Origin of the sequence: Microbacterium sp. MF43 (assembly GCF_012847295.1) — a bacterium.
Classification (GTDB): Bacteria; Actinomycetota; Actinomycetes; order Actinomycetales; family Microbacteriaceae; genus Microbacterium.
Map to the genome: position 1 here is coordinate 285,543 of NZ_JABBDY010000004.1, position 24,853 is coordinate 310,395.

The 24,853-nt window shown below is 71.2% G+C and carries 24 protein-coding genes; 15 read left to right on the forward strand and 9 right to left on the reverse strand.

Annotation, left to right across the window (positions count from 1 at the left end):
* Window positions 1-4 precede the first annotated feature (4 nt).
* The 8 genes from HF323_RS13255 to HF323_RS13290 all read left to right on the forward strand — a co-directional run bounded on the left by HF323_RS13255 (window position 5) and on the right by HF323_RS13290 (window position 10,526).
* Complete coding sequence (locus tag HF323_RS13255; RefSeq protein ID WP_169583072.1) at window positions 5-1,480, forward strand: lipopolysaccharide biosynthesis protein; 1,476 nt, start codon at window positions 5-7, stop codon at window positions 1,478-1,480.
* Window positions 1,477-2,733, forward strand: coding sequence for a glycosyltransferase family 1 protein (locus tag HF323_RS13260; RefSeq protein WP_169583073.1), 1,257 nt, complete (start codon window positions 1,477-1,479; stop codon window positions 2,731-2,733). Before HF323_RS13255 ends, HF323_RS13260 begins: the two co-directional genes overlap by 4 nt.
* On the forward strand, window positions 2,730-4,064 hold the full coding sequence (locus HF323_RS13265) for a glycosyltransferase family 4 protein (protein WP_169583074.1): 1,335 nt from the start codon (window positions 2,730-2,732) through the stop codon (window positions 4,062-4,064). The genes HF323_RS13260 and HF323_RS13265 overlap by 4 nt, the downstream gene beginning before the upstream one ends.
* On the forward strand, window positions 4,061-5,611 hold the full coding sequence (locus HF323_RS13270) for an acyl-CoA ligase (AMP-forming), exosortase A system-associated (RefSeq protein WP_317451071.1): 1,551 nt from the start codon (window positions 4,061-4,063) through the stop codon (window positions 5,609-5,611). The genes HF323_RS13265 and HF323_RS13270 overlap by 4 nt, the downstream gene beginning before the upstream one ends.
* The gene (locus HF323_RS13275; protein WP_169583075.1) at window positions 5,608-6,834 is read left to right on the forward strand and encodes a pyridoxal-dependent decarboxylase, exosortase A system-associated; all 1,227 of its coding nucleotides are present in this window, start codon (window positions 5,608-5,610) and stop codon (window positions 6,832-6,834) included. The genes HF323_RS13270 and HF323_RS13275 overlap by 4 nt, the downstream gene beginning before the upstream one ends.
* A 30-nt stretch (window positions 6,835-6,864) precedes the next feature.
* The gene (locus HF323_RS13280; RefSeq protein WP_169583076.1) at window positions 6,865-7,128 is read left to right on the forward strand and encodes a phosphopantetheine-binding protein; all 264 of its coding nucleotides are present in this window, start codon (window positions 6,865-6,867) and stop codon (window positions 7,126-7,128) included.
* Window positions 7,125-8,888 (forward strand): asparagine synthase-related protein, encoded by a 1,764-nt coding sequence (locus HF323_RS13285; protein ID WP_169583077.1) that lies wholly within the window; start codon window positions 7,125-7,127, stop codon window positions 8,886-8,888. Before HF323_RS13280 ends, HF323_RS13285 begins: the two co-directional genes overlap by 4 nt.
* A gap of 90 nt (window positions 8,889-8,978) precedes the next feature.
* Window positions 8,979-10,526 carry a DUF4082 domain-containing protein gene (locus HF323_RS13290; protein ID WP_169583078.1) on the forward strand — a complete coding sequence of 516 codons (1,548 nt, stop codon included), beginning with the start codon at window positions 8,979-8,981 and terminating at the stop codon, window positions 10,524-10,526.
* 10 nt (window positions 10,527-10,536) lie between these two features.
* On the opposite strand, the gene HF323_RS13295 is transcribed toward HF323_RS13290, so the two are convergent.
* Window positions 10,537-11,403, reverse strand: a complete 867-nt coding sequence (locus HF323_RS13295) for a hypothetical protein (protein ID WP_169583079.1) — start codon at window positions 11,401-11,403, stop codon at window positions 10,537-10,539.
* Window positions 11,404-11,500: 97 nt separating this feature from the next.
* Between HF323_RS13295 and HF323_RS13300 the strand changes: the two genes are divergently transcribed.
* From HF323_RS13300 to HF323_RS13310, 3 genes are read left to right on the forward strand one after another with little or no spacing between them, the layout of a single operon-like run.
* Window positions 11,501-12,220 (forward strand): hypothetical protein, encoded by a 720-nt coding sequence (locus HF323_RS13300; RefSeq protein WP_169583080.1) that lies wholly within the window; start codon window positions 11,501-11,503, stop codon window positions 12,218-12,220.
* Window positions 12,217-13,101, forward strand: coding sequence for a hypothetical protein (locus HF323_RS13305; protein WP_169583081.1), 885 nt, complete (start codon window positions 12,217-12,219; stop codon window positions 13,099-13,101). Before HF323_RS13300 ends, HF323_RS13305 begins: the two co-directional genes overlap by 4 nt.
* Window positions 13,098-14,486, forward strand: a complete 1,389-nt coding sequence (locus tag HF323_RS13310; protein WP_169583082.1) for an O-antigen ligase family protein — start codon at window positions 13,098-13,100, stop codon at window positions 14,484-14,486. The genes HF323_RS13305 and HF323_RS13310 overlap by 4 nt, the downstream gene beginning before the upstream one ends.
* A 6-nt stretch (window positions 14,487-14,492) precedes the next feature.
* On the opposite strand, the gene HF323_RS13315 is transcribed toward HF323_RS13310, so the two are convergent.
* Complete coding sequence (locus tag HF323_RS13315; RefSeq protein WP_169583089.1) at window positions 14,493-15,419, reverse strand: glycosyltransferase family 2 protein; 927 nt, start codon at window positions 15,417-15,419, stop codon at window positions 14,493-14,495.
* A 63-nt stretch (window positions 15,420-15,482) separates the two neighbouring features.
* Between HF323_RS13315 and HF323_RS13320 the strand changes: the two genes are divergently transcribed.
* A complete protein-coding gene (locus tag HF323_RS13320; RefSeq protein WP_169583091.1) occupies window positions 15,483-15,899 on the forward strand; it encodes a VanZ family protein in 417 nt (138 codons plus the stop codon).
* Between the two features lie 4 nt (window positions 15,900-15,903).
* On the opposite strand, the gene HF323_RS13325 is transcribed toward HF323_RS13320, so the two are convergent.
* The 7 genes from HF323_RS13325 to HF323_RS13355 form a co-directional block, all read right to left on the reverse strand.
* Complete coding sequence (locus HF323_RS13325) at window positions 15,904-16,920, reverse strand: hypothetical protein (RefSeq protein WP_317451070.1); 1,017 nt, start codon at window positions 16,918-16,920, stop codon at window positions 15,904-15,906.
* Window positions 16,917-18,194, reverse strand: a complete 1,278-nt coding sequence (locus HF323_RS13330; protein ID WP_169583093.1) for an MFS transporter — start codon at window positions 18,192-18,194, stop codon at window positions 16,917-16,919. Before HF323_RS13330 ends, HF323_RS13325 begins: the two co-directional genes overlap by 4 nt.
* 5 nt (window positions 18,195-18,199) lie before the next feature.
* Complete coding sequence (locus HF323_RS13335) at window positions 18,200-18,877, reverse strand: hypothetical protein (protein ID WP_169583095.1); 678 nt, start codon at window positions 18,875-18,877, stop codon at window positions 18,200-18,202.
* 31 nt (window positions 18,878-18,908) lie between these two features.
* A complete protein-coding gene (locus HF323_RS13340; protein WP_211160580.1) occupies window positions 18,909-19,562 on the reverse strand; it encodes a polysaccharide deacetylase family protein in 654 nt (217 codons plus the stop codon).
* Window positions 19,559-20,419 carry a glycosyltransferase gene (locus tag HF323_RS13345; RefSeq protein ID WP_169583099.1) on the reverse strand — a complete coding sequence of 287 codons (861 nt, stop codon included), beginning with the start codon at window positions 20,417-20,419 and terminating at the stop codon, window positions 19,559-19,561. The genes HF323_RS13340 and HF323_RS13345 overlap by 4 nt, the downstream gene beginning before the upstream one ends.
* Window positions 20,420-20,489: 70 nt before the next feature.
* A complete protein-coding gene (locus HF323_RS13350; protein ID WP_223169397.1) occupies window positions 20,490-21,896 on the reverse strand; it encodes a sugar transferase in 1,407 nt (468 codons plus the stop codon).
* A 427-nt stretch (window positions 21,897-22,323) separates the two neighbouring features.
* Window positions 22,324-22,581 carry a glutaredoxin domain-containing protein gene (locus HF323_RS13355; protein WP_169583103.1) on the reverse strand — a complete coding sequence of 86 codons (258 nt, stop codon included), beginning with the start codon at window positions 22,579-22,581 and terminating at the stop codon, window positions 22,324-22,326.
* A gap of 92 nt (window positions 22,582-22,673) precedes the next feature.
* Between HF323_RS13355 and HF323_RS13360 the strand changes: the two genes are divergently transcribed.
* From HF323_RS13360 to HF323_RS13370, 3 genes are all read left to right on the forward strand, one after another.
* The gene (locus HF323_RS13360) at window positions 22,674-23,819 is read left to right on the forward strand and encodes a glycosyltransferase family 2 protein (protein WP_169583105.1); all 1,146 of its coding nucleotides are present in this window, start codon (window positions 22,674-22,676) and stop codon (window positions 23,817-23,819) included.
* Between the two features lie 74 nt (window positions 23,820-23,893).
* On the forward strand, window positions 23,894-24,253 hold the full coding sequence (locus HF323_RS13365; protein ID WP_169583324.1) for a hypothetical protein: 360 nt from the start codon (window positions 23,894-23,896) through the stop codon (window positions 24,251-24,253).
* Between the two features lie 23 nt (window positions 24,254-24,276).
* Complete coding sequence (locus HF323_RS13370) at window positions 24,277-24,780, forward strand: ACT domain-containing protein (RefSeq protein ID WP_169583107.1); 504 nt, start codon at window positions 24,277-24,279, stop codon at window positions 24,778-24,780.
* Window positions 24,781-24,853: the final 73 nt, after the last annotated feature.

A 24,853-nucleotide genomic window follows, 5' to 3' on the forward strand; every position in this document is an offset into this window, starting at 1 on the left:
CGTCATGACCACGCGCGCCATCGGCCCCCTGGGGTCTCGCGCCGCGTCCAGCGTCGCGTGGCTCACCGGGCAGACGTGGCTCGTCAAGGCGGGGGGATTCGTCACCGTGGTGATCCTCGCCCGCCTGCTCACGCCGACGGACTTCGGACTGGTGGCCGTCGCGATGACGGTCGTCCCGGTCGTCACGCTCATCGCCGACTTGGGGTTCGGCACCTACCTCATGCAGACCCCGACCCTCACCCCGGTCGCCGCGAGCACGGCTTTCTGGTACTCCGCGGGCTCGGGCGTCGTCCTGGCGGGTCTCCTCGTCGCGACCGCACCCCTCATGGAAGCGCTGTTCGGCGTCCCCGGCGTCGCCGGTGTGATCGCGGCGATGAGCCCGGCGATCGTGTTCGCGAGCCTCGCGGCCGTGCCCATCGCGCTCCTTCGCCGCGAACTGCGGTTCCGGGCGCTGTCGATCCAGACGGCCGTCGCAGCGCTCACCGCGCAGGTCGTCGCGATCGTGCTCGCCCTCGTCGGGGCGGGCGTGTGGGCGCTCGTGGTGCAGATCTCGGTCCTCCAGGCGGTGACGCTCGTCGCGGCCTGGGTGGCCGCCCGCTGGCGTCCGCAGTTCCGGTTCGCGATGGCGGCGCTGCGGACGATGGCGGCGTTCGGCACGAAGGTGGTCGGGGTGAACCTCATCGCGACCGCCCGGCAGTGGGTCGAGAACGCGATCATCTCGAACGTGCTGGGCGCCGCGGCGCTGGGTCAGCTGAGCATCTCGCAGCGGCTGGTGCAGACCAGTCAGGAGGTCGGCGGGGCCGCGATCGCACCGGTCTCGACCGTCGTCTTCTCGCAGGTGCGCGACGATCCCGAACGCACCCGGCGCGGGTACGGCCGCGCGCTCGGCCTCTCGTACGTGGTGATCGCGCCCTCGCTCACCTTCATCCTCGTCAGCGCGCCGGTCCTTGTGCCGTTCCTGTTCGGGCCGCAGTGGTCGTCGAGCGTCGCGGCCTCGCAGGCCCTCGCGGTGGCGGCGATGTTCACCGTCGCAGCAACCCTCGACCACGGACTCTGCTATGGACTGGGGCGGCCGGGAACCTGGCTCGCCTACGCGGTGGGCGTCGACGCGCTCACGATCCTGGTCACCGCGCTGACCGTGAGCCACGGCATCGACGCGGTCGCGCTCGGCTTCGTCGGGGTCGCCGCCGTCGCGACGGTGGCCCGCTGCATCCTGGTGTCGCGCCTGCTCGGCGCCCCCCTCTGGTCGATCGCGCGCCGCATCCTGGCCGCACTCGCCGTGATGGCCGGATCCGCCCTTGTCGGGTGGGTGGTGCTGAACCTCGTGGGGGAGTGGCCGCCCATCGCCTCGCTCGCGCTGGTGGGCGCTGTCGTGCTGGTCGCGCACGTCGCCCTCTCCCGCTGGCTGATGTCCGCCGCGCTGCTCGATCTCGTCCGCGAAGCACGCTCGCGCCTCGCACGCCGGGGGGCACGGTCATGAGCGCACTGTCGAGGTGGAGGGCGAACGCGCAGCGGGCGGTCGCGGTCGGACCGCGGGGGATCGCCGAGCGTCTCGCTCAGCGCGCCTACCGTGCGACCGGTGCCGCGGATCTCCTCTTCAACCTCGACCTCGCGGACATCCTCACAGACGTGCCCGCGGAGCTCCCCGTGCCGGCCACGCGTCCCGATCCGCGGGCTCCGCTCGACATCGGATGGGTGGCGACGCCTCCCGCGCCCGGCTCCGGGGGCCACACCACTCTCTTCCGCATCGTCGAGGCCCTCGAGCGGCGGGGCCATCGCTGCACGCTCTACCTCTACGACAAGCACGGGCTGGACGCGGCGCGTGCCGAAGCGGTGGTGAGGGCGCACTGGCCCGGCGTCTCCGCGGAGGTGCGGGACGTGACGAAGGGGATCACCGGGGTGGACGCCGTGGTCGCATCCGGCTGGGAATCGGCGCACCTGATCGTCCGGTACGGGCGGGAGCCGGTGCGCAGGCTGTACTTCATCCAGGACTACGAGCCGTACTTCTACGGCCACGGTGCGGAGTACGAGCTGGCGGCGATGACCTATCGACTGCCGTTCCGGCGGATCGCCCTGGGCGAGATGGCGGCGGGGATGGTCCACGCGGAGACGGGGCTGAGGAGCGACGTCGTGCCGTTCGGCTGCGATGCGTCCGCCTATCGGCCGCCCTCCCCCCGGGTGCCTCGCAGCGGTGTGGTCTTCTACTCCCGCCCGGACTTCCCCCGGCGGGGGCACCAGCTCGCGTGCATGGCCCTGCGGCTGTTCCACCACGCCCATCCCGACGAGCCGATCCACGTCTACGGAGCGCGCCCGCGCGGCCTCGACGTGCCCTTCGTCTTCCACGGCCGGCTCAGCGTCGCCGAGCTCAACGACCTCTACGGCCGCACGGTCACGGGACTGGCTCTCTCGTTCACCAACATCACGCTCGTGGCGGAGGAGATGCTCGCGGCCGGGGCGATACCGGTCGTCAACGACCTGCCCCTCGCCCACGTCGTACTCCCCAATCCGCACGTGCGATGGGCGGCACCGACCGCTTCGGCCCTCGCCGGCGCGCTGGGCGAGGCGATCGACGCGCAGGACCGCGAGGCCCGCGCGGCGGCGGCCGCGGCATCCGTTCTCGGCCGCACCTGGGCGCCGACGGGGGCGGAGACCGTGCGCATCATCGAGGACGAGGTGTACGGCGCGGGGGAACGTCACGTCGTATCGAGCACTCACCGGGAGGCCACGGCATGAAGCACCGCACCCCGCCCACGCACGTGCTGATCATCGTGCAGAACCTGCCGGTGCCGCTGGACCGGAGGGTGTGGCTGGAGTGCCAGGCGCTGGTCGACGAGGGCTACCGCGTCAGCGTCATCTGCCCACGCGGGCCGGGTGATCCGGCTCGCCAGCACCTGGACGGCGTCGACATCTACAAGTACGCCCCGCCGCCGGAGGCGAAGGGTCTCATCGGCTTCGCGTGGGAGTTCGCCTACTGCTGGCTGCGAACGGCGGCGCTCTCCCTGAAGGTGCGTCGTCGCGGGCGCTTCCACATCATGCAGGCGTGCAATCCGCCGGACACCTACTGGCTGCTGGCGCTCCTGTGGCGTCCGTTCGGCGTGCGCTTCGTCTTCGACCACCACGATCTCAACCCCGAGCTGTTCCTGTCCCGATTCGGCGAGCCCCGCGGGGTGGTGGGACGGCTGGAGTACTCGATGCTCCGCTGGCTCGAGCGCCGCACCTTCCGGACCGCGGAGCGCGTCATCTCGGTCAACGAGTCCTACCGGCGGGTCGCACTGGAGCGGGGCGGACTGCCTGCCGAGCACGTCACCGTCGTGCGCAGCGGGCCGGACACCACTCAGATGCGCCCGATCTATCCCAGCGCCCCGCGGCCGGCGGGCGGGATCGAACTCGTGTACCTCGGAATCATGGGCCCGCAGGACGGCGTGGACCAGGCGCTGCTCGTCATGGACGAACTCGTGCACGCGCGGGGGCGCCTCGAGCTGACGGCGACGCTCCTCGGCTTCGGGGACTGTCTCGACGACCTGCGCGCGCAGTGCACCGCGCTGGGGCTGGACGAGCACGTCACCTTCACCGGCCGCGTCGACCGCGTGCAGATCGCCGAGTATCTGAGCCGGGCCGACATCGGTCTGTGCCCCGACCTGAAGACGCCGCTGAACGACGTGTCCACCATGAACAAGACGATGGAGTACATGGCCTACGGCCTGCCGTCGGTCGCCTTCGACCTCGCCGAGACTCGCATCTCGGGCGGGGACACCGTCCTGTACGTCCCCTCGGGGGACCTTGCCGGCTTCGCGGATGCCGTCGAGCGCCTGATGGACGATCCGGCGCTGCGCGCCGACCTGGGTCGCCGGGCCCGCGCGCGCGTGGCGTCCGAACTCGACTGGAAACCGCAGTCGGAGGCGTATGTCGGCGTGTTCGACGAGCTCACCGGGCGGGGCCGGTCCGTCGGGCGGCACCAGGCCGAGGTCTCGCGGAACGGCACCGATCCGCAGGGCCGCCGGTACGTCGACCTCGGCGACGCGATCGCGTTCGACCGGTACCTCAGAGAGAGGCGAGCGCCGTGATCCGCACGCACCTCCACGATCTGGTCGCGCACGGGGCCGCGGCGACCCCGGACGCACCCGCGCTGACGAGCGATGACCGCACGCTCAGCTACGCCGAGCTGTGGGACGAGGTGCGCCGAGCAGCATCCTTCCTGCTCTCGCTCGGCCTGGTGCGCGAGGACCGCGTGGCCGTGTACATGGAGAAGCGGATCGAGACCGTCGTCGCGATCTTCGCGACGTCGCTCGCCGGGGGGATGTCGGTGCCGGTCAATCCCGTGCTCCGCCCCGCGCAGGTCGAGCACATCCTCGTGGATGCGGGAGCGAGGTTCCTGGTGACGTCGCATCAGCGGCTCGCACAGCTCGAGCCCGCCCTGGCCGGCTCCGCGGTCGAGCACGTCCTGACCGTCGGCGACGCGGGCCCCGCGCCCGCGCGCGTGCGCGTGCACGAATGGCCGCGCGCCGGTGCCGGCGTCGCGCCCCCCTCTCCGGGTGTGGATCTCGATCCGGCGGCCATCCTCTACACCTCCGGCAGCACCGGCCGGCCGAAGGGCGTGGTCCTCAGTCATCGCAACCTGATCGCGGGCGCCGAGAGCGTCAGCTCCTACCTGGGCAACACGGCCGACGACGTGATCCTCAGCGTCCTGCCGCTGAGCTTCGACGCGGGCCTGAGCCAGGTGACGACGGCGTTCGCGGTCGGTGCGCACTGCGTGCTCCTCAACTACCTGCTGCCTCGCGACGTCGGGCGCGCGTGCGAGCGCTTCGGCGTGACGGGAATCACGGGCGTCCCACCGCTGTGGATCCAGCTCGCCGAGGTGGAATGGCCCCCTGCCGCTCGCGAAGCGCTGCGCTATTTCGCGACGACAGGCGGACGGATGCCGCGCCCGACCCTCGACCGTCTGCGGAGGCTGTTCCCCGGCGCGCGGCCCTTCCTGATGTACGGCCTGACCGAGGCCTTCCGGTCGACGTACCTGGATCCTGCGGAGATCGATCGCCGTCCCGGGTCGATCGGGAAGGCGATCCCGGACGCCGAGGTGCTGGTGCTGCGCGCCGACGGCACCCGGTGCGGACCGGGCGAAGAGGGAGAGCTCGTGCACCGGGGCCCGCTGGTCGCGCTGGGCTACTGGAACGACCCCGAGCGAACGGCCGAGCGGTTCCGGCCGATGCCGGGCACGCCGTCGTGGCGCACCCCGGAACGGGCCGTGTGGTCAGGAGACACGGTGGTCGCCGACGACGAGGGATACCTCTTCTATGTGGGACGACGGGACGACATGATCAAGACCTCGGGCTACCGGGTGAGTCCCACCGAGGTCGAGGAGGCCGCCTACGCCACCGGCCTCGTCGGAGACGCGGTCGCGGTCGGCGTGGACGACGCGGCCCTCGGGCAGCGCATCGTCCTGGTCGCCTCCCCGGCCAACGGGCATCTCGAGGCGCATTCGCTGCTCGCGGCGCTCCGACGGACCCTCCCCCACTACATGGTGCCCGCGCACGTCGACGTGCGGGAGCGACTGCCTCGGTCGCCCAACGGCAAGTTCGATCGGGTGCTGATCGCGACGGAGGCGGGCTCATGAATCCGCGCGAGCACATCGCCGCCTTCGGAACGTCCGCGGGCGAGCTGAGCGTCGGCGGCATGCCACTGTCGAGGCTCGCGGCGCGGGTCGGGGAGACGCCGTTCTTCGCGTACGACCGGCGGCTGCTCGACGAGCGCGTGGACCTGCTGAGGGCCACCCTGCCCCGCGAAGTCGAGCTGAGCTACGCGATGAAGGCGAATCCGATGCCCGCGATCGTGCAGCACCTGGCCCGGCGGGTCGACCGCATCGACGTCGCCTCCGGCCTGGAGCTGCGGACCGCGCTCGACACCGGCATCCGCCCCGATCGCGTCAGCTTCGCCGGGCCGGGCAAGACGCCCAGCGAGATCCGGCAGGCAGTCGCGGCCGGGGTTCTCGTCGAGATCGAATCCGCCCGCGAGCTCGCGCGGGTGGCGACGGCAGGCCGGGACCTCGGTCTCGTGCCCCTTGCCGCGGTGCGCGTGAATCCCGACTTCTCCGTCAGGGGTTCCGGGATGCGCATGGGAGGCGGGCCGCAGCAGTTCGGCGTGGACGCCGAACAGGTGCCCGAGCTCCTTCGATCCGCCGACGCGGCCGAGGTGGATATCCGCGGATTCCACGTGTTCGCCGGGGCGCAGAATCTCGACGCCGCCATCATCGCCGAGGCGCAGCGACGCACCGTGGATCTGATCGAGACGCTCGCGGGCGGTCTGGCCGGGCCGCTGCGCTACCTCAACCTCGGCGGCGGTTTCGGCATCCCGTACACCGATCGCGATCGCCCTCTCGACCTGACCGTCGTCGCCACGGGGCTTCAGACGCTGATCGACGGCCGCATCAGGCCGACGTTCCCGGATGCCGAGACCGTGATCGAGCTCGGACGGTTCATCGTCGGCGAATGCGGCGTGTACGTGACGAAGGTGCTCGACCGCAAGGTCTCGCGCGGCCGCACCTATCTCGTGGTGGACGGGGGGATGCACCATCAGCTCGCGGCATCCGGCAACTTCGGCCAGGCGATCCGGCGCAACTATGCGCTCGCCGTGGGGACGGCCGCCGCCGGGCCCCCGGTCGAGACGGTGACGGTGGTCGGCTGCCTGTGCACCCCGCTGGACCTGCTCGGCGATGATGCCGAGCTGGCCGCCGCCGACGTGGACGACCTCATCGTGGTCTTCCAGCAGGGGGCCTACGGCCTCACCGCGAGCCCCATCAATTTCCTTGGGCACCCGGCGCCGGCCGAGGTGCTCGTATGACGTCACGGATGCGAGCCGAAGGGGGACGACATGGTCGACAGTGAAGAAGCGGTACGGAGGGTGCTCGTCGAGAGCCTGGAGCTCTCGCGGAATCCGGAGGACCTCGACCGGGACACGCCGCTGTTCGGCGAGCTCCCCGAGCTCGACTCGTTCGGTGTGCTCGCCGTCGTCGCGGCGATCGAGGAGCGGTTCGGCATCCGCATCGAGGACGACGAGTTCGGCGCGGAGCTGTTCGCGACCGTCGGCACTCTCACCGACTTCGTCGACGGGAAGCTCACCCGGGCTGCGACATGATCGGGCGCGGTGCACTCCCCGGCTTCCTCGCGGCCCAGGGAACGGTCCAGCGGCCGGACCCTGACTCGGGCACGGGAAGACGCGTCGGTCCGGTCGATCTCACCCACTGGGGCCTCGACGGCCGGGCCGACGCCGAGCTGCTCGTCCTGTCGCCCATCTCCCGCGTCGCACACGGGGCCGTCTCCCGGCGGCGGATCCGGGAGGGGATGGCGGGCGACCCGGCGATGATCGGCGCAATGCTGCCGCCCTTCGCAGCCGCGGAGGCGAGCGTGCGGGGCGTCACGATGGCCGCGGACTCGATGGGCTTCCGGCCGCTGTTCCACAGCGCTCCCGGCGGGGGACCGGCGGTGATGTCGACGTCGGCGCTCGTGGCCGGACGGGCGATCGGCGCCGGACCCGACGATGTGGCCGTCGCGGTCCAGTCGCTGCTCGGCTGGCAGCTCGGTCAGCGGACACTGTCGGCGGGGATCAGCAAGCTCTCGCCCGGGCACGTCGCGACGCTTGGGGCCGACGGTGTCCGCGTCACAGGCGCGGAGTTCGAGGAGCCGGCTGAGATCGGGCTGGCCGACGCCGTCTCCGAGGCCGTCGAGCTGCTGCGCACGTCGCTCGAAGCGCTCTTGGACGACCATCCGGACGCTGTCCTGCAACTGACGGGCGGCCAGGACTCCCGGCTGCTGCTCAGCGCGGTCCATCCCGCTCGGCGCCGCGGACTTCGCGCGCTCACGCTCGCCGTTCCCGGCAGCGGCGACGTCGCGATGGCATCGCAGCTCGCCGCCAGGTTCGGCTTGGAGCATCAGGTGCGAGAACTCGACGGACTGGACGGAGTCGATCCGGCGGATGCCTGGGATGAGGTCTGCGAAGCGGCGAGAGCTCTCGACGGGATGGCCGATCCGATCGCGTTCGCTGCGCTCGCGCTGACGGAGCGGGGAACGGACGCGCCCGTGCGCATCTCGGGTCTGGGCGGCGAGGTCGCACGCGGCTTCTATTACGTCGGCGTCGTCCGCGACCGGACCTATACGCGTCGGGATTCCGAGCGGCTCGCCGCGTGGCGGATGTTCGCGAACGAGTCGGTGGAACACGGCATGCTCGACGAGGAGTTCGCCGCCTGGGCGCGCGAGACCGCGGTCGACGAGGTGGACCGCGCGCTTCGCGGGGGAGGCGCGGAGTGGTATCGCGCGACGGACGCCCTGTATCTCAGGCACCGGATGCAGCGGTGGGCCGGTGCGACCGACACCGCGGCCGACTATGAGCGCATTCTCATCAATCCGATGCTGGATGCCCGGTTCCTCGATATCGCGACGCGGCTCGCGCCGCACGATAAGGCCGGCTCGCGATTCCTCGGGCAGCTTCAGATGGCACTCGACCCCGAGCTCGGACGACTGCCCCTCGAAGGACGACTGGCACCGCAGGCGTACGCCCATCCGACGGCGAGGACCGCCGTGTCGGACGCGGCCGGCCGGGCGGGCCGGCTGGCGCGCAAGGCGCTCCAGCGGCTGAACCGGGGGAATCGCGCGCCTGCCGGCGGAGACACGCTCGCCGGACTGGTGGTCGCGTATTGGCGCGCGCATCCTGAAGTCGTCGCTCCGCTCGCGCGTGGACCCTTCGTGCGCGCCGACTGGATCGCAGACGTTCTCGCGCGACGGATCGAGCCTCGTCCGAGCTCCGTCGCCTTCGCGACGAACCTGCTCGTGGCCGCCGGATCCGATGCGCCAGACGGCGCGCTGGCCCGCCCCGAAGAGGAGAGGAAGATGAGGCGATGAGAGTATGCTCATCGCCGTCAGCTTTGAGGGCGCCCCTGACGTGGGCTCTAATAGGGCTGGTCCACGCAAGAAAACGTCAGGTATCGCTCTATGCATTCGGTTCAGACCCTCGCTCACCCTCGGCACGCGGCCCTCCCGCGACGGAAGCAGCGGCCGATCGCACTGCTCGTCGCCGCGGTCGTCGCCGCACTGATCGTCAGCCTCGCGGTGTTCTCGCCGTCCGCCGGTGCCGCCGTCGTTCCCGGCTCACTCTTCGGCGGACGCACCCCCACCGGCCTGACCTCTCACTCCGACCGCGCGTCGGTCGAGGTCGGCACCAAGTTCACCGTCGTGACCTCGGGCGTCGCCTCGGGCGTGAGCTTCTACAAGACCCGCAACAACACCGGTACGCACGTCGGCACGCTGTGGACCGAGCGGGGGACGAAGCTGGCGTCGGTCACCTTCACGCGCGAGTCGGCGACGGGCTGGCAGACCGCGCGCTTCGCCAAGCCGGTGACTCTGCAGGCGGGGAAGCGCTACGTCGTGTCCTATCACGCTCCGCGCGGTCAGTACGCGGTGAAGCGGTACTTCAGCGCGAGGTCCCTGTCGAGCGCCCTGAAGCTGGAGGCGAGTTCGGGCGTCTTCCGCTACGGCGGCAAGGTCGCCTTCCCGACCTCTACGTACAAGAGCAGCCAGTACCTCGTGGATGTCCTGTTCACGCCGACCAGGGTGGCGGCGGCGCCTGCTCCTGCGCCGGCCCCGACGACTCCACCGGCACCGGCACCGACGCCAACGCCGACCCCCACGCCCACGCCGACCCCGACGCCGACCCCGACGCCGACTCCTCCGGCGCCGGCACCTGCCCCGGCACCGGCGCCGTCCACCGGATTCCCGTCGGCGTCCAACACGGGCGTCCCGGCCGGAACCTCTCTGTCGGCGTACACCGGACCGTGCACGATCACGACCGCGGGTACCGTCATCGACGCCAAGATCGTCAACTGCTCCCTGTCGATCCGCGCCGCCGGCGTGAAGATCACCCGCTCGAAGATCAACGGCACCGTCTACACGGGCACCGACGGGTCGGGGTCGTTCTCGATCGCCGACAGCAATGTCGACATCGGGGACCGCATGGGCACCGGTATCGGAGACGCCAACTTCACGGCCACACGCGTCCACGTGACCGGCGGGAACCGCTCGATCAACTGCTTCCTGAACTGCACGGTCCAGTCCTCGTACGTCCACGGCCAGTTCCGCGACGAGAGCGGCACCGCGCACGAATCGGGCATCCGTGTCGGCTCGGGCAGCACCATCCGCGGGAACACGATCGCCTGCGACGCCCCCGATGTTCCGCCGGACGCGGGCTGCTCGGCAGCGCTCACCGGCTACGGCGACTTCGCCGTCGTCCAGGACAACGTGATCGACGGCAACCTGTTCCTTCCGACCACCGGCGGGTTCTGCGCCTATGGCGGATCGACGGCGGGCAAGCCGTATTCGGCGGGGGTGAACGACATCAGGTTCACGAACAACGTGTTCACGCGAGGTGCCGGCGGCAAGTGCGGCTACTGGGGCGCGATCACCTCGTTCGACGTCAACGCGCCGGGCAACGTGTGGAGCAACAACAAGTGGTCCGACGGGACGCTGGTCGCACCGGCGAACTGACGTCCGGGAGTCACCACTCCAGCAGGACGAGTTCGCTGTAGAGATCGTCGATCTCGGCGGCGGGAACGTCCTTCGCACGGAACATCTTCGGGCGCGGGCGGGCGAGCACCCGCCCGCGCCCGAAGACCTCCGGCAGCACGCGGCGCTCGACCAGCGTCGCGACGGCGCCGTGATGCACCAGCAGGTGGGCGCCGACGGCCCGCCATGCGCGGACGAGCAGAGCCCGGTCGCCCCCCGCGTGGAGCACCGTCGCGAACACCGGGAGGCCCTTGCGCCGCACCTTGCGCACCATGAGGTATGCCGAGCTCTCACCCGATCGGATCGTCAGATGGCGGACGGCGCGGGCCCCGCGGTGGTCTCTCAGCAGCCGGACGTCCTCTCCGGTGACGGTCGCCTCCGCGACCATGGGATCGCTCGAGATCCGGATGCCTCGCGGTGCCACCCGCGGAAGGTTGAGCGCGAGCGACGTGGCGGTGTCGAGATGATCGAAACCGAGTCTCTCGTTGAGGGCGATCACATTCCCACTGGGAGACAGGTCGGTGAAGACGAGCCCGGGCTGCCCCAGCACCGCACGCACAAGGCGCAAGCTGTGCGGGCGATACTCCTCGAGGACGCAGAAGGCGGCGAGGTTGCAGACCCTCGCCGCGGCGCCCGCCAGGACGCGATCGGCGTAGACGGCCACATACGCGCCGACGATCCGGCCGGATGCCTCGATCAGGAATCCGTGGTTCGCCGCATCGGTCGACCAGGGCGGCGCGAACAGCGCGGACCATCGGTGCACGGGAATCCGGCGGTTCAGTTGGGCGTGGAGGAACGCGCAGACGGCAGCGGCGTCGTCCGCTCCGATCGGGCGGAGCACGACGTCGGTGGCGTTCATGGGCCGAATCGTACGGCAGATCTCGGCGACCAGACGTAGCCCTCGGCCGATTCCTGCCCTACTCTGTAGTCAGCCTGCACTGGGGGAGGCTGTGTTCATGACCGTCCGCGAGATCCTGATCGCGATGGCGCGACGTTGGTACGTCGTCCTCGCGCTGCTCGCCATGGCGCTCCTTCTCGGCATGCTCCTTCTGCGCGACGGTGGGGTCTATTCGACGCGGACGGTCGTATCGTTCATGTTCCCGACGAGCACGAGCCTCTCGGCGAGCAACGGCACGACGGATGAGAGCCTCATCGCGTTCGCCGGCGCGGTGGCGCAGGAGATCAACAACGGCCGACCGGCGGCCACCTATTCGGAGGACGCCGCCCCCTTCTACGGTGCCGGCGTGCGCGAGGGCGTCCTTGTGAGCCTGCCGTATTCGGGCAACCAATGGGCGACCGACTTCTCGGTGGCCGAGGTCGAGATCCAGGTCGTCGGGCGGTCCCGGGAATGGGTCGAGGAGACGCAGGCCGACCTCGTCGCCAAGGTGCTGCGCCTGGCCGAGGAGCGGCAGGACGAACTCGCCGTGCCGACGGATCAGAGGATCGAGATCTCGGTCGTGCCGCTCACCCTGGCGATTGAGCGCATCGTGGCGGGCAGGGTCGGAACCCTCGCAGCATTCGCGGCGCTGGTCGCCGCTGCACTCCTCGTCGCGGGGTGGGTGGCGGCACGGTGGGAGTCGGCCTCGGCGCTGCCGCGATCGAGCGCCGCCCGAGTGACGCGGGGCCGCGTGCCCGCGCGCGCCCGTCCCCTGCCCGCAAAGGAGGTGCGACCGTGAATATCGCTGAAGTGACGCGCGGACTCCGGCGTCGCTGGTACATCGTCATCCCTGGGCTCATCGTGGCCGTGGCGACGGCGATCGCCGCCTGGTTCGTGGTCGAGCCCGGGTACGAGCGCACCGCGACCCAGCTGCTTCTGCCGGGAGCGCGATCGGTGCCCGAAGACGGGAACCCGTTCCTCTTCCTCGGCGGACTCACCAACGCCGCCGATGTCCTCGTCCGTGCCGTGGGCTCCGAGAACGTTCTGAACGAGATCGAGGAGCAGTACCCCGGGGTCGAGATCGAGGTGACACGGGACGGGTCGACGGCCGGGCCGGTCATCCTCATCACGGTGACCGCTCCGACCGACGACGGTGCGGCGGCCGTGATCGACACTCTGGTGACGCGGACGTCGGACGTGCTCGAGGAGCTCCAGACGGAGGAGGGGATCACCGCCGCGAACCAGATGACCGTCATCCCCGTCACCGTCGACGCGACCAGCGTGCCGCAGCAGCGCGACCGCTATCTCGCGGTGGCGCTCGCCGGGATCGGCGTCGCCGTGCTGGTGGTCCTCCTCGCGAGCCTCGTCGATGGGCTCGCGTTGCAGCGTCGGCGGAGGGGCACGTCTTCGGCGGCCGCCGAAGACGAAGCGAGCAGCCGCCCCGACACGGTGGCGGAGGGCGGCCCCGTGCGGGAGCCGGACGGTGGGGGCACCGATGCGCCGGGCTGGGCGCCTGAGCCGAGCCGCAAGCAGGGGCGCCCGTTCGTCCTGCACCCGGACTCCGACCTCGCCCGCGCGTCGGAGGCCGCCGAGCCGCTCGCCGAGGCGGAGGGGGGCGTCGCTGCGGAGGATTCCTCCGGCAGCGGTCTGGAGCGCACCGAGGCCACGCCGTCGAGATGAGCGGTACCGACGCACCCCTGGCCCCGGCCCCGGTCCCCGCGAGCCGGCACCCGGTGGTGCCCGTCCGCCGCCGGATCGACCCCGTGACGCTGCTCACCGTCTACCTCGTGCTGCTGCTGGCCGTGCCGTCGAACACGACGATCGCCGCGCTCGGCTCGCTGGGTCGCCCGTCGCTGCTGTGGGGGCTGGTGCTGATGGTCTTCTGGGCCGTCTCGAGGCTTCAGGCCAGGTCGTTCGATGTGCGCGGCGTGTCTCAGCCTGTCCGCTTCGCCTTCGGCGCACTCGTGGTCGTCGCGCTCGTGAGCTTCGCTGTCGCCCTCCTGCGCGGCCAGCCGAGCGATCAGGTCAGTCCCGCGTTCACGGCGCTCCTCCGACTCGCATCCTGGGCAGGCGTGTTCCTCGTGGCGATCGACGGACTGCGGACGATGAACGACCTCGCGCGGATGGTCCGCGCGGTGGTGATCGGCGCGAGCCTCCTTGCCGCGCTCGGCATCGCCCAGTTCCTGACCGGTCAGGCCATCATCGACTTCTGGAGCAGCCTCCCCGGGCTGTCCGGCCCAGGGGCGGGCGTGGCGGAACGCGGCGGGGTCGTGCGGTCGGCAGGCACCGCCATCCATCCTCTCGAATACGCTTCGACGATCACCGCGGTCCTCCCCCTGGCGATCGCCGCAGGCGCCTCGCGCGGATTCCGGTGGCGGCACGGCCCGGCCACTCTGGTGTGGTGGCTTCCGGTGGCCCTCATCGCGGTGTCGTCCTTGGTCGGCGTGTCGCGCTCGGCCGTCATCGGCTTCGCGATCGGGGCCATCGGAATGATCCCCGCACTTCCGCGTCGGTTCCGCTTCGGCGTTCTCGCGGGCGGTCTCGGCCTCGCGGCCGTGGTCGTCGTCGCCATCCCCGGGCTCCTCTCGACGACACTGGGGCTGTTCACCGGCGCCGGAGACGACCCCAGCACCCTGTCGCGCGTGAACGGACTCGACCGCGCGCCCGAGTTCATCGCGAGCTCTCCGGTCGTCGGGTCGGGCTTCGGCATCTTCCTGCCGAGGTACTACATCTTCGACAACCAGTGGGTGCTGATGGCGGTCGAGCTCGGACTGCTCGGCATCATCGCCTTCGCCGGCTTCCTCGCGGCCGCGGTCTGGAGCGCAGCGCGCGCGCGGGCGGCATCGACGGAGCGCGACGTGCGGCTCCTCGGCTACGCCCTCGCCGTGTCGATGATCGTGATCGGCGTCATGTTCGCGTTCTTCGACGGGCTGTCCTTCCCGATCAGCGCGGGCGTGCTGTTCCTCCTCGCGGGGATGTGCGGCAGCATCCGGACCGTCGGAGCCGCGGACGCGGCGATCCGTGCACTTCAGCCGGTCATCCGCTCCGCGCCCGAAGACGAGTGAGCCGTGTCACACCCGCACACCGGCGAGCCAGTCAGGACTCTTGGCGGTGCGCATCCGCCGCACGCTCACCAGGTCGCGGATCGCGGCTCGGCTCGTCGCTCGACCGAGCAGCGCCCGGCTGGCCTCACGGGCTGCCGTGGCGAACCAGAAGAGACCGGTGGCCAGGACGCCGTGACGTCGCGCGTAGAGCTGCACCCGATTGGCGACGAGCAGCGACCATTGGCCCGGCGACGTCGACGAGCCGCCTTCGAGGTGGCGCGCCCCCGCGCCGGGCTCGAATCGCGTCGCGAAGCCGCGGTCGCGGGCGCGCAGTTCGAACTCGGTCTCCTCGGAGTAGAGGAAGAAGGACTCGTCCCAGGGTCCGCACGCGCTGAGGCATGCCGCGCTGATGAGCTGCGTGGATCCCTCCGCCCAATCCGTGTCGCGCGCCGCTTCGTAGAGCTCGGGCCGCGTCACGACCTCGCCGAGGAGGGGATGCCGCCCGGCCCGCTCGGCGCCGAGCAGGGCGTCCCCCCACGCGCGCAGCAGCGTCGGTTCGCGCCGCATCGACCAGATCACCTCACCTCGGGCGTCGATGAGGCGCGGAACCACCACGCCCACCGCCGGCGTCAATGCGCCGTAGAGGGCACGGACGCAGCCCGGCGCGAGGCGCACGTCGGCATTGAGCACCAGATACGCGTCGCGGTCTCCCGCGGCGGCGACGGCGGCATTCACGCCGGCGGCGTAGCCGCGGTTCGCGCCGACCTCGACGATGACCGCATCGTGTGCGCGGCGGCGCACCTCGGCCACGGTGCCGTCGGTCGAGGCGTTGTCGGCCACGACCAGGACCCAGTCCGTGCCCGCCGCTCCCGCGGGGAGGGACGCCACCAGATCCGCGATGAGTGGTGCGCTCTCGTACGTCACGACGCAGATCGCGATGCGAGGACCGGTCATGCGGCCCTCCCCTGAGAACGCCCGGATCCGATGCCGACGGCCCCCGTCCGCAACGGGGGTGCGATGACGCCCGCGCGCGACCGACGGCCCGTTCTCGCCGCCCTCGGCGTGTACGCGGCGCTCGTCCTGATCCTCCTGATCGCGCCGGTCTCGTACGCGGACGCGGTCCACGCGATCGACGATGTGCTCCGCGACGGATTCGGTCTCACCTGGTTCGGCTCGGGATGGATCGAGTTCGCCGCGAACGTGGTCGTCTTCGTGCCCTTGGGGCTGCTGCTCGCGATCCTGATGGACCGGCCCCTGCGGGGAGTCGTCGTGTGCATCGCCATCTCCGTCGTCGTCGAGCTCGCGCAGTTCCTCGTCCCGCCCCGGCAGGCGAGCGTCCGCGATGTCGTCGCGAACGCGCTCGGCGCCGTGATCGGAGCGGGGATCGCGTGGTCGGTCGCGCGCCGCCGCGGGCGAGGGACAGGCAAGGGCTGACGCATCAGTCCTCCGTCACGACGGAGGGAGACCATGCGTGAGGCACGAGCATGACAGGCTCCGCGGTGCCGTCCGCGCGCAGGGCCCACACGTCGGAGTCGCCGGCGACGTCGGCGTGCGGCATCCCGTACAGGATCGTGTCGTCGTCGAGCCACTCGATCTGGTCGTCGACGCTTCGCCTCTCGGGCAGCAGCTCGACCTCGCCCGACGCGAGCGTCATGACGGCGGGTGTCCAATGGACCGTCTCGCCGGATCCGGCCGTCGCCCTCTTGAACGCGATGCGCGTGCCGTCGGGCGAGAGCGAGGGGCATTCGACGTCGGCGGCCACCTCGACCAGCGTCCTCCGCTGCGCATCGCCCTTGACGAGCGAGGTGCGGTCGCCGGTGCGGACCGTCGCATAGAACGTGCCGTCGCCCGCGAACGTCACACCCCAGTAGTTGCGGTCCGCCGGTGCGATGACGGCACCGTCGACGATGAGGTCGAACTCCTCCAGGTTGCCCACGACGGCACCGTCGACCGCGCGGATGACCGTCTCGGTGGAGAAGCTGCCCCCGGCATAAGAGTGTCCGCCCACGAAGGCGGTGGTTGCGACAAGCGTCCCGTCGTCGGAGATGCGGGTGCGGCTCGGGATGCCGGCCAGTGGCCACTGCGCGAGGACCTCGCCGTCGGTGCGGTAGACGGTGGCGGAGTAGGAGGGTGCGATGCCCCGGTCCGCCCGCAGGCAGGCGTAGAAGTCGTCGACCGCGTCGACGCGATCGCACTGGACGTCGGCGAGGGCACGGGGGCCGCTGGGATCCTCCAGCTCGACGCTCGCGACGTGCCCGTATGCGGCCCCGGCGGCGGTGTTGCGGAACACGATCCGCGGCCCCGAGCCCCACTCACCGGCGGCGGTGTCGACCGCACTGGGGCCCGAGCGTCGCTGGTCGGAGCTCTGCCAGGCCGCGACCGCTGTCGCGCCCGCGGCGCCGAACGCCACTGCGGCGACCATCGCCACGGCGATCCACTTCGCGCGGGGGCTCACGGTGCCGACCGCCGCTCGCCGCGGAGGATCGATCGCAGCAGGAGGGCCGCACCCGGGATCGCGATCGCCAGCAGCACGGCCACGACGATGGTCGCGGCCTCCGGGCCCACCGCGAACCACAGCACGCCGAATCCCGCGGCCGCACCGAAGCGCGCGACGGCGACCGTCGTCTGGGCTGCGGCGATTCCCGTGGCGCGCGTCTCGGGGGTGGTGAGCTCGGACGCGAGAGCCGCCAGCACGCCGTCGGTCGCGGCGTAGAACGTGCCCAGCAGCAGCAGGCAGGCGACGGTCGCGGCCAGATCCACGATCGGCAGGACAGCGACGACGTACGCGCCGAGCAGGGCGACGTGGCCGAACACGAAGACCCGCGCGCGGCCGATCCGGTCGGCGAGCCTGCCCATCGGGATCGCGAAGGCGATGAAGGCCACGTTGGTCCCGACGTAGAGGAGCGGGAACCACAGGGTCGCGAAGTCGCCCCGCGACTGGAGCAGCAGATAGACGAATCCGTCGCCGATCGTGACGAGTCCGAGGATGCCCGCCGCGGCCAGCACCCTGCGCATCGGCCCGCGAAGGACCACTCCCCACGCGAAGCGCGTCCGACCCTCCGCGTTCCCCGCGACCGCGACGTCTCGCGCCCGCGCGCGCAGCCGGACGTTGGGCACGACGAGCCCCAGGATCACCAGGCCCACGACGGCGAACGCGAGGGATACCGCGAAGACCACCTCGTAGCCGTCCGGGACGATCCACAGCAGGGCGAAGGCGATCAGCGGTCCGAGCGCCGCGCCGATGTTGTCGAGCGTGCGATGCACCGAGAACGACGTGGCGAGGTTGTCGGGCCGCGAGCGGGCCGTGATGAGGGCGTCGCGCGGAGCGGTGCGGATTCCCTTGCCGATTCGATCTGCCGTCATGACCGCGAGCAGGCCGCCGAACCCCGACACGAACAGCAGCCCGACGCGAGCGACCGCGGCGAGCGCGTAACCGCTGAAGGCGACCCATTTCGGACGGCCGACCCGGTCGGCCGTGTAGCCGCTGGCGATGCGCACCAGGGCGCTCGTGCCTTGGTAGAGGCCGTCCAGGAACCCGAATGCGATCGTCGAGAGACCCAGGAAGCCGGTGACGTACAGCGGCATGACCGCGGCCACCGACTCCGAGGAGATATCGGTGAGCATCGACACGACGCCCAGGGTGACGACGGTCGATGACACGGTTCGAACCCCGGGGGCGCGCGGACCCGTCGTGCGTCCGCGCGCGGGATTCGTGAGCGAGATGTACATTCGGCTCACTGCGACCGGAAGACGCCGAAGAGGACGTAGACGGTCCCCGTCCCGGATTCCGGCGCGAACCCGAGGGTGAGCGAGGTCGAGGGGTCGGCGAATGCGGCGCCGGAGTCCTGCGGACGAACCGATTGCAGACCCGAGTCGCCCCACAGCGTCCGATAGTGTTCGCGGATCTTGTCGGCGGAGGCGGCGGTGCGCGCCACCAGGGTCACCTGTGTGACGTCCCCCTCGGTGGCGATCTCGCTGTTGAGGACCTCGGAGGCCGACATCGGGGTCATGAGCGGTTCGGGGAAGCCGTCGACCAGTTCGCCGCTCGCCGAGGCCGACGCGGGAAGCGTGCCGCCCGGGAACGGGGTCGTCTCCGGTGCGGGCGCGGTGCCGGGTCCGGATGCCTCGGGCGCGCCGCTGTCGAGCGGGTCGGGCACCTCGCTGCCGTCCGCCGGCGCTGCTCCCGGATCGGAGCCGGGAGTCGGGAGCGCGGTCGGGGTCGGTGTCGCCGTCTGCTGTGCGGACAGACCTCCACCGCCGCCGGCGAGCACGCCGGCGGCGATCGTGGCGACGAGGACCGCCGCTGCGGCGACGCCGATCATGAGCACGCGGCGCGCGCGGCGTGGCGCGTGGGCGGCGTCCGGGCCGGCCGGAGCCTCGGGCCCGCTTTCGGCCCGATCCTTCTCGTCCACGGTTCCCCCGTCCGTCGTCGTCCGTCAACAGTCAGCGCAGGCGCTTCACCGCGCTGGCCAGTACGTGCCTGGCCTCCCCGATGCCGGGCCGATGCCGGATGATCCACCGCACCGACTCGACGGTGTCCTCGGCGGTCACGCTGTACCTGGCGCGAAGCCAGGACGCCTCGCGCGCAGGGAAGCGGTCGCTCGTGTACACCGCCGTATAGCCGGCTTCCCTGAGCCGGCGGAGGAGCCGCCGGTCATATCGGCCGAGCGGAAGCGCGACCTCCGAGATGGATGCGCCGCTCGCCGTCTCGAGCCGGGTGCGAGCGTCCGTCAGTTCGCGCGCGAGGCCCGCGCTGTCGAGGCCCCGCCACGGGACGTGCGCCCATCCGTGGCTGCCGATCGCCATCCCTGACGCTCGCAGGACGCCCAGGTCGCCGGCGGCGACGCTGCCGCCCTCGCCCAGGCGACCTGCGAGCGGGAAGAACGTCGCCGTGAGCCCTCGCTCGGCGAGCACGGGCAGTGCAACGTCGATGTCGGTCGAGTTCCCGTCGTCGAAGCTGAGGCGCACGCCCGGGTGGGCGGCGATCTCATCCGCGATGGCACGGAACCGATCGGCATCCACCCAGTACCTCGCCTCGCCGGGCTCGCGCTCGCGTTCGCAGACGCCGATGCCGTGGAAGCACAGGTTGACGTTCATCGCGTTCCCGCCCCGGGTGCAACGGCCTGCACGCGCGTGCTCTCGTCTCGTCCCCACGCCGCGGTGGGCCGGGATGCGCGACGAGCGAGGACGGCGGCGACCACGGTGATCACGACATACGGCACCGCTGCCGGAAGGAGGCGAGGGTCGCGGGCGACCTCTCGCAGCCAGGCGGTGCGATCGGCGTCCCGCACGCGCACGCCGACCTGCGCCGACGCATCGCGCAGTTCGGCGTTGCCTCGGCGCACGCGCACCAGGCGGCGCACGAGGTCGCGCGTCGTGCGCGGCGTCTCGACGACGACCATGGCACCGGATGCTTCGCACTTCTCTGCGGACGAGAACTGCGCGTCGAGGAACAGGTCGTCGGCGATCAGGGGAGGGAACTGCGCGAACCGGGCGCGGCCCTCGGCGGACAGGGCGATCATGCCCCGGCCGAAGAGCCCGTCGCGAAAGGCCGGGAGCCGCTCATTGACCGCGAAGTACGCTTTCACAGGCCAGGGGCGGGCCGTCGTGTCGAGGCGCCGGCGAGGGACGACCGCAAGGGCCTGGCCGAGCTCCAGTTCGGAGACGAGGGCGTCGACGGCGCCCGGAGAGGGCACGATGTCGGCATCCAGGTAGATGCGCGGATAGCCCCGGGCGATCGCGTCACCGGCGTTGAGCGCTCCGGCCTTGCCGGGTTCGGGACGTTCGACGACGCGCGCCCCGCCCTCCCTGGCGACGCGTGCGGTGCCGTCGGTGCATCCGTTCGCCGACACCACGATGTCGATCGGGCCCACCGCGACCTGATTGCGCAGGGAGTCGAGGCACGCGCCGAGGACTGCTTCCTCGTTGTGGGCGGCGATGACCACGCTCACCATCTCGGTGCTCCTTCCCGTCCCTGCGTCCCGCGCGAGGACGACTGACCGGCGCCGTCGGGTTCGGCGCCGGTCAGTACGCTCCTTTCGCCTCGAACATGACCTTGGCGGTGCGCCACATGATCATGAGGTCCGTCATGACGGACCAGTTCTCCACGTAGTGGAGATCGAGACGTACGCTCTCGTCCCACGAGAGGTCGCTGCGGCCGCTCACCTGCCAGAGGCCGGTGATGCCGGGCTTGATGTAGAGCCGGCGGGTGACTCTGCCGTCATACCCGGTCACTTCGCTGGGCAGCGGAGGACGCGGGCCGACGACGCTCATGTCTCCGCGCAGCACGTTCCAGAACTGCGGCAGCTCGTCGAGGGAGTAGCGGCGCAGGATCGCCCCGACGCGCGTGACGCGGGGGTCGTCCTTGACCTTGAAGAGAAGCCCCGCGCCCTCGTTCTTCGCGGCGAGCGCGGCGAGCTCGGACTCGGCGTTCGGGCGCATCGTGCGGAACTTGAGCATCCGGAACTCGCGGCCGTCGCGGCCGATGCGGGTCTGGGTGAAGAACACCGGCCCGTTCGAGTCGATGACGATCAGCAGAGCGATCACGGGCGTGATCAGCGCGAGGGGGAGAAGCGCCACACCCGCCACCACGATGTCGAGTGCCCGCTTCAGAAGGTGCTGACCGCCCTCGAACTCCGGGATCTTGACGTGGATGAGCGGCAGGCCGTCGACCGGGTGTAGCGAGATCCGGGGGCCTGCCACATCGGCCAATCGGCTCGAGAGGATGAGCTCTGCGGCGGTTCCCTCGAGCTCCCAGCTGAGGTGCTGGATGAAGTCCGGATCGTCCTCCGGCCGGCTCGCGACGATGATCGTGTCGACGCTGAGCAGTCGTGCCTGCTCGGCGACGTCGGAAGCGGCACCCGTACGCGGGTACACATGGTCGTCGACCACGAGTCCGGCCGCCGCCGTGTCGGTCGTCGCCACGCCGATGACGTCGTAGCCCAGCATTCGTGCGCGCTCGAGACCGCGGATCACGTATCCGGCGTCGTCTCGGGTGCCGGCGACGATCGCGCGCGAGGTGCACCGTCCCCGGCGTCGCTGGCGGGTCAGCCACCGACGCCACTCCCAGCGCCCGATCAGCAGCCCCAGCAGACCCAAGGGCAGGGCGACGATCAGCTGGATGCGGACCCCCGGCCACTGGACCACGACGAAGAGCATCGCGAGGATGCCGAACGCGAGGCCGGTCGCGTGGGCTACGCGGAGGTACTCCACGGAGCCGGATCCGACGATGTCGATCGTTCGCGTGTGGAACAGCGCGAGCATCGCCACCCACACCGCAGCCGCCAGCAGCGGCGCTCGCACGAACTCGGGCGCGCTCTCGACGGTGCCCTGGTGAGCGACCGCATCGGCCCACCCCGCAGCCGCTGTCGCGGTCAGGACCACGAGGACGTCGGAAGCCCGCAACCGGCGAACGTAGCGCCTCTCCCACATGCGCCGACGCTCGAGCGTCGGCGCCGTACGGGGAGCGAGCGCGGAAGGAGCGGTGTGGGTGGGGGCAGTCGCCGCCCCTCCCGCGGGCAAGGGGCGGAGAGTGCTCACCTGTTCGAAGCCGAACGAGGCTATGGGGTCCGCGGTCACCATCGCGGATCCCCTCCATAGCGCACGCCGAAGCGTTCCCCAGCAGCCATGTGCAACAACTCTCTGCAGAGGCAGGGACGAGCGGACTCGCGCACCCACCCTCAGCGGTACGGCCGATGATTCGGGTCATTGACCGTAAGGAGGCCCCCAGAGCCCCCTATGGTCGGCAGTGTACGCCTGAGGGGCGATCGGCAAAAGGGTCAGTTTACGAACGCGCGCCGACGTGGCGTTCTTCGACTCGCCGGAGCCGGGGACCGCCGGCTGCGGGCCGGCCGAGAGGTCAGATGAGCGAGAGCTCGCGGAGCTTGGTCTCGACGTCGTCGTTCGACGGCTCGACGTGGTGCGAGGCATCCGGATAAACGACGACCGGGATGTTCGTGCGCCCGGAGATTTCGCGCGCGACGTCGGCGGCTGCGGGATCGGCGACGAGGTCCACGTAGGTGTACTGGATGCCGAGCGAGTCCAGCTGACGCTTGGTGCGGACACAGTCGCGGCACCAGTCGGCGCCGAACATGGTGATCGTCGAGGGGGAGGTCATGACTCCATTCTCGCGGATGCAGCCTGGGCGAGCGCCGGGTGCTCCACAGCTCAGGTTCGCGGTTTCCCGCTCCCGTGCGACGATGGGATGCAGTGCAGCTGTCGATCATCGTCCCCACGTACAACGAGGCTCCCAACGTCGCGGAGCTGATCCGGCGTGTCTCGGCGGCGACCGAGAGCATCGACGCCGAGGTGATCTTCGTCGACGACAGCACCGACGACACCCCCGACGTGATCCGTCAGGTCGCGGCATCCGCCTCGCTCCCGGTGCGCCTCGTGCACCGGTCGTCTCGCGCCGGAGGACTCGGGAGTGCGGTCGTGGAGGGCATGGCGCTCGCCGAGTCCGACGCGTGCCTCGTGATCGACGGCGATCTGCAGCATCCGCCCGAGCTCATCCCCGTGCTCTTCGAACGCTTCAGCCGCGGGGATGCGGATGTCGTCATCGCATCGCGCTACGCCGGCGGCGGCACCGCGACGGGGCTCGCCGACCGCACGCGGGTGCTCGTGTCGAAGGCGGCGACGGCGCTCACGCGTGCGATGTTCCCCGTGCGGCTGCGCGAGGTGACCGACCCGATGACGGGGTACTTCCTCGTCGACCGCCGGGCCGTCGACGCCGCGACCCTGCGCCCTCGCGGCTTCAAGATCCTGCTCGAGATGCTCGCCCGCAAGAACCTGCGCGTCGCCGAGGTCCCGTTCGCGTTCGCCGGCCGTCACGCCGGCGAATCGAAGGCGTCGCTGCGCCAGGGGCTGCACTTCCTCACGCAGCTCACCGCCCTGAGGTTCGGCAAGATGTCGCTCTTCGCCGTGATCGGCGGGCTCGGCGCGATCGTGAACCTCGCGATCGTGTGGGGGCTCACCGCTGCCGGCGTGGACTACATCCTCGCCGCCGTCATCGCGGCCGAGACGACCATCATCGGCAACTTCCTGCTGCTGGAGCGCTTCGTCTTCCACGACATGCGCGAGGCGGCGGGCAGCGTGTGGCTGCGCTTCGCGAAGTCGTTCAGCTTCAACAATGCCGAGGCCCTCATCCGCATCCCGATCATGGCGCTCCTCGTCGAGACCTGGCACATCTCCGCGGTCGTCGCGACCGGCCTCACGCTCGTCGTCGCGTTCGTCGTGCGGTTCGTGTTCCACTCGCTCGTCGTCTACGCGCCGCGCAAGGCGGGCATCGAGCCGACGCGCGCACGCCGCTTCGTCGAGGAGCTCGATGCCCAGGCGATGTCTCCCGGCGAGCTCTAGTCGAGCGGATGCCTCGGCCGCGCCTCGGGCGCACCGCCCGCAGCGGGGCCGCCCCCGCTGGTAGGCTCGCCGCCGTGCTGCCCGCGGACTGGATCGAACACCGACGTCCTGACGGAGAGGTGCTCGGCTGGATGGTCTCCGACGGCGAGGGATTCCGCGTGCGCGACCTCCTCGGGCGCGAGTTGACGCCGGAGCCGGTCGATTGGCTCGAGGGCGAGGAGCTGCTGGAGGCGCTCGGGATCGGCTACCTCGCCGACCGCTGGGTGCTGACGCTGCCGGACGGCACCCAGCGGCCGGTGCGGATCGCCGAGGCGAGCCCGCGCGGGGTGATCGTCGTGGGCGACGAGTACGGGGCCGCGTCCGCGGTCGGCGCCGTCCTCGACCGGTTCCGGCTGCCGTTCCCCGCGCCGCAGGAGCTCCGCCCCGCGCGCTGACGGCGATGGGTACGCTGTGGCCCATGACTACTCTCGTGCTCACCGTGGTCGGCAGCGACCGCTCCGGGATCGTCGCGGCGGTCGCCGACGTCGTCGCGTCGCACGGCGGCAACTGGGAGACGAGCCAGCTGGCCGAGCTCGCCGGCGCCTTCGCGGGCATCGTCGAGGTATCGGTGCCTGCCGAGCGGGAGGACGCTCTGCGTGCAGCGCTCGCAGGGCTGGACGGCCTGCACACGGTCGCGGTCCTCGCGGCCGGCGAGTCGTCGGCGCCCTCTCAGCAGATCGTGCTGCACGTGCTGGGCAACGACCACCCGGGCATCGTGCGGGAGCTGTCGTCGGCGCTCAGTGCGCAGGGGGTGAGCATCGAGCGGATGACGACCGAGACCCGCGACGCGGCGATGGCCGGAGGTCGCCTGTTCGAGGCGACCGTGGTCGCTGCCGCTCCCGCCGACGCCGACGTCGCGCAGGTCGCCGCCGAGATCGAGCGCATCGCCGCCGAGATCCAGGTGGACGTCACGCTCGACTGACGGCAGGGGAAGGGCCCGGCGATCTGAAGACCACCGGGCCCTGCCGAGGGAGGCCGGCATCGCGCCGACCTCC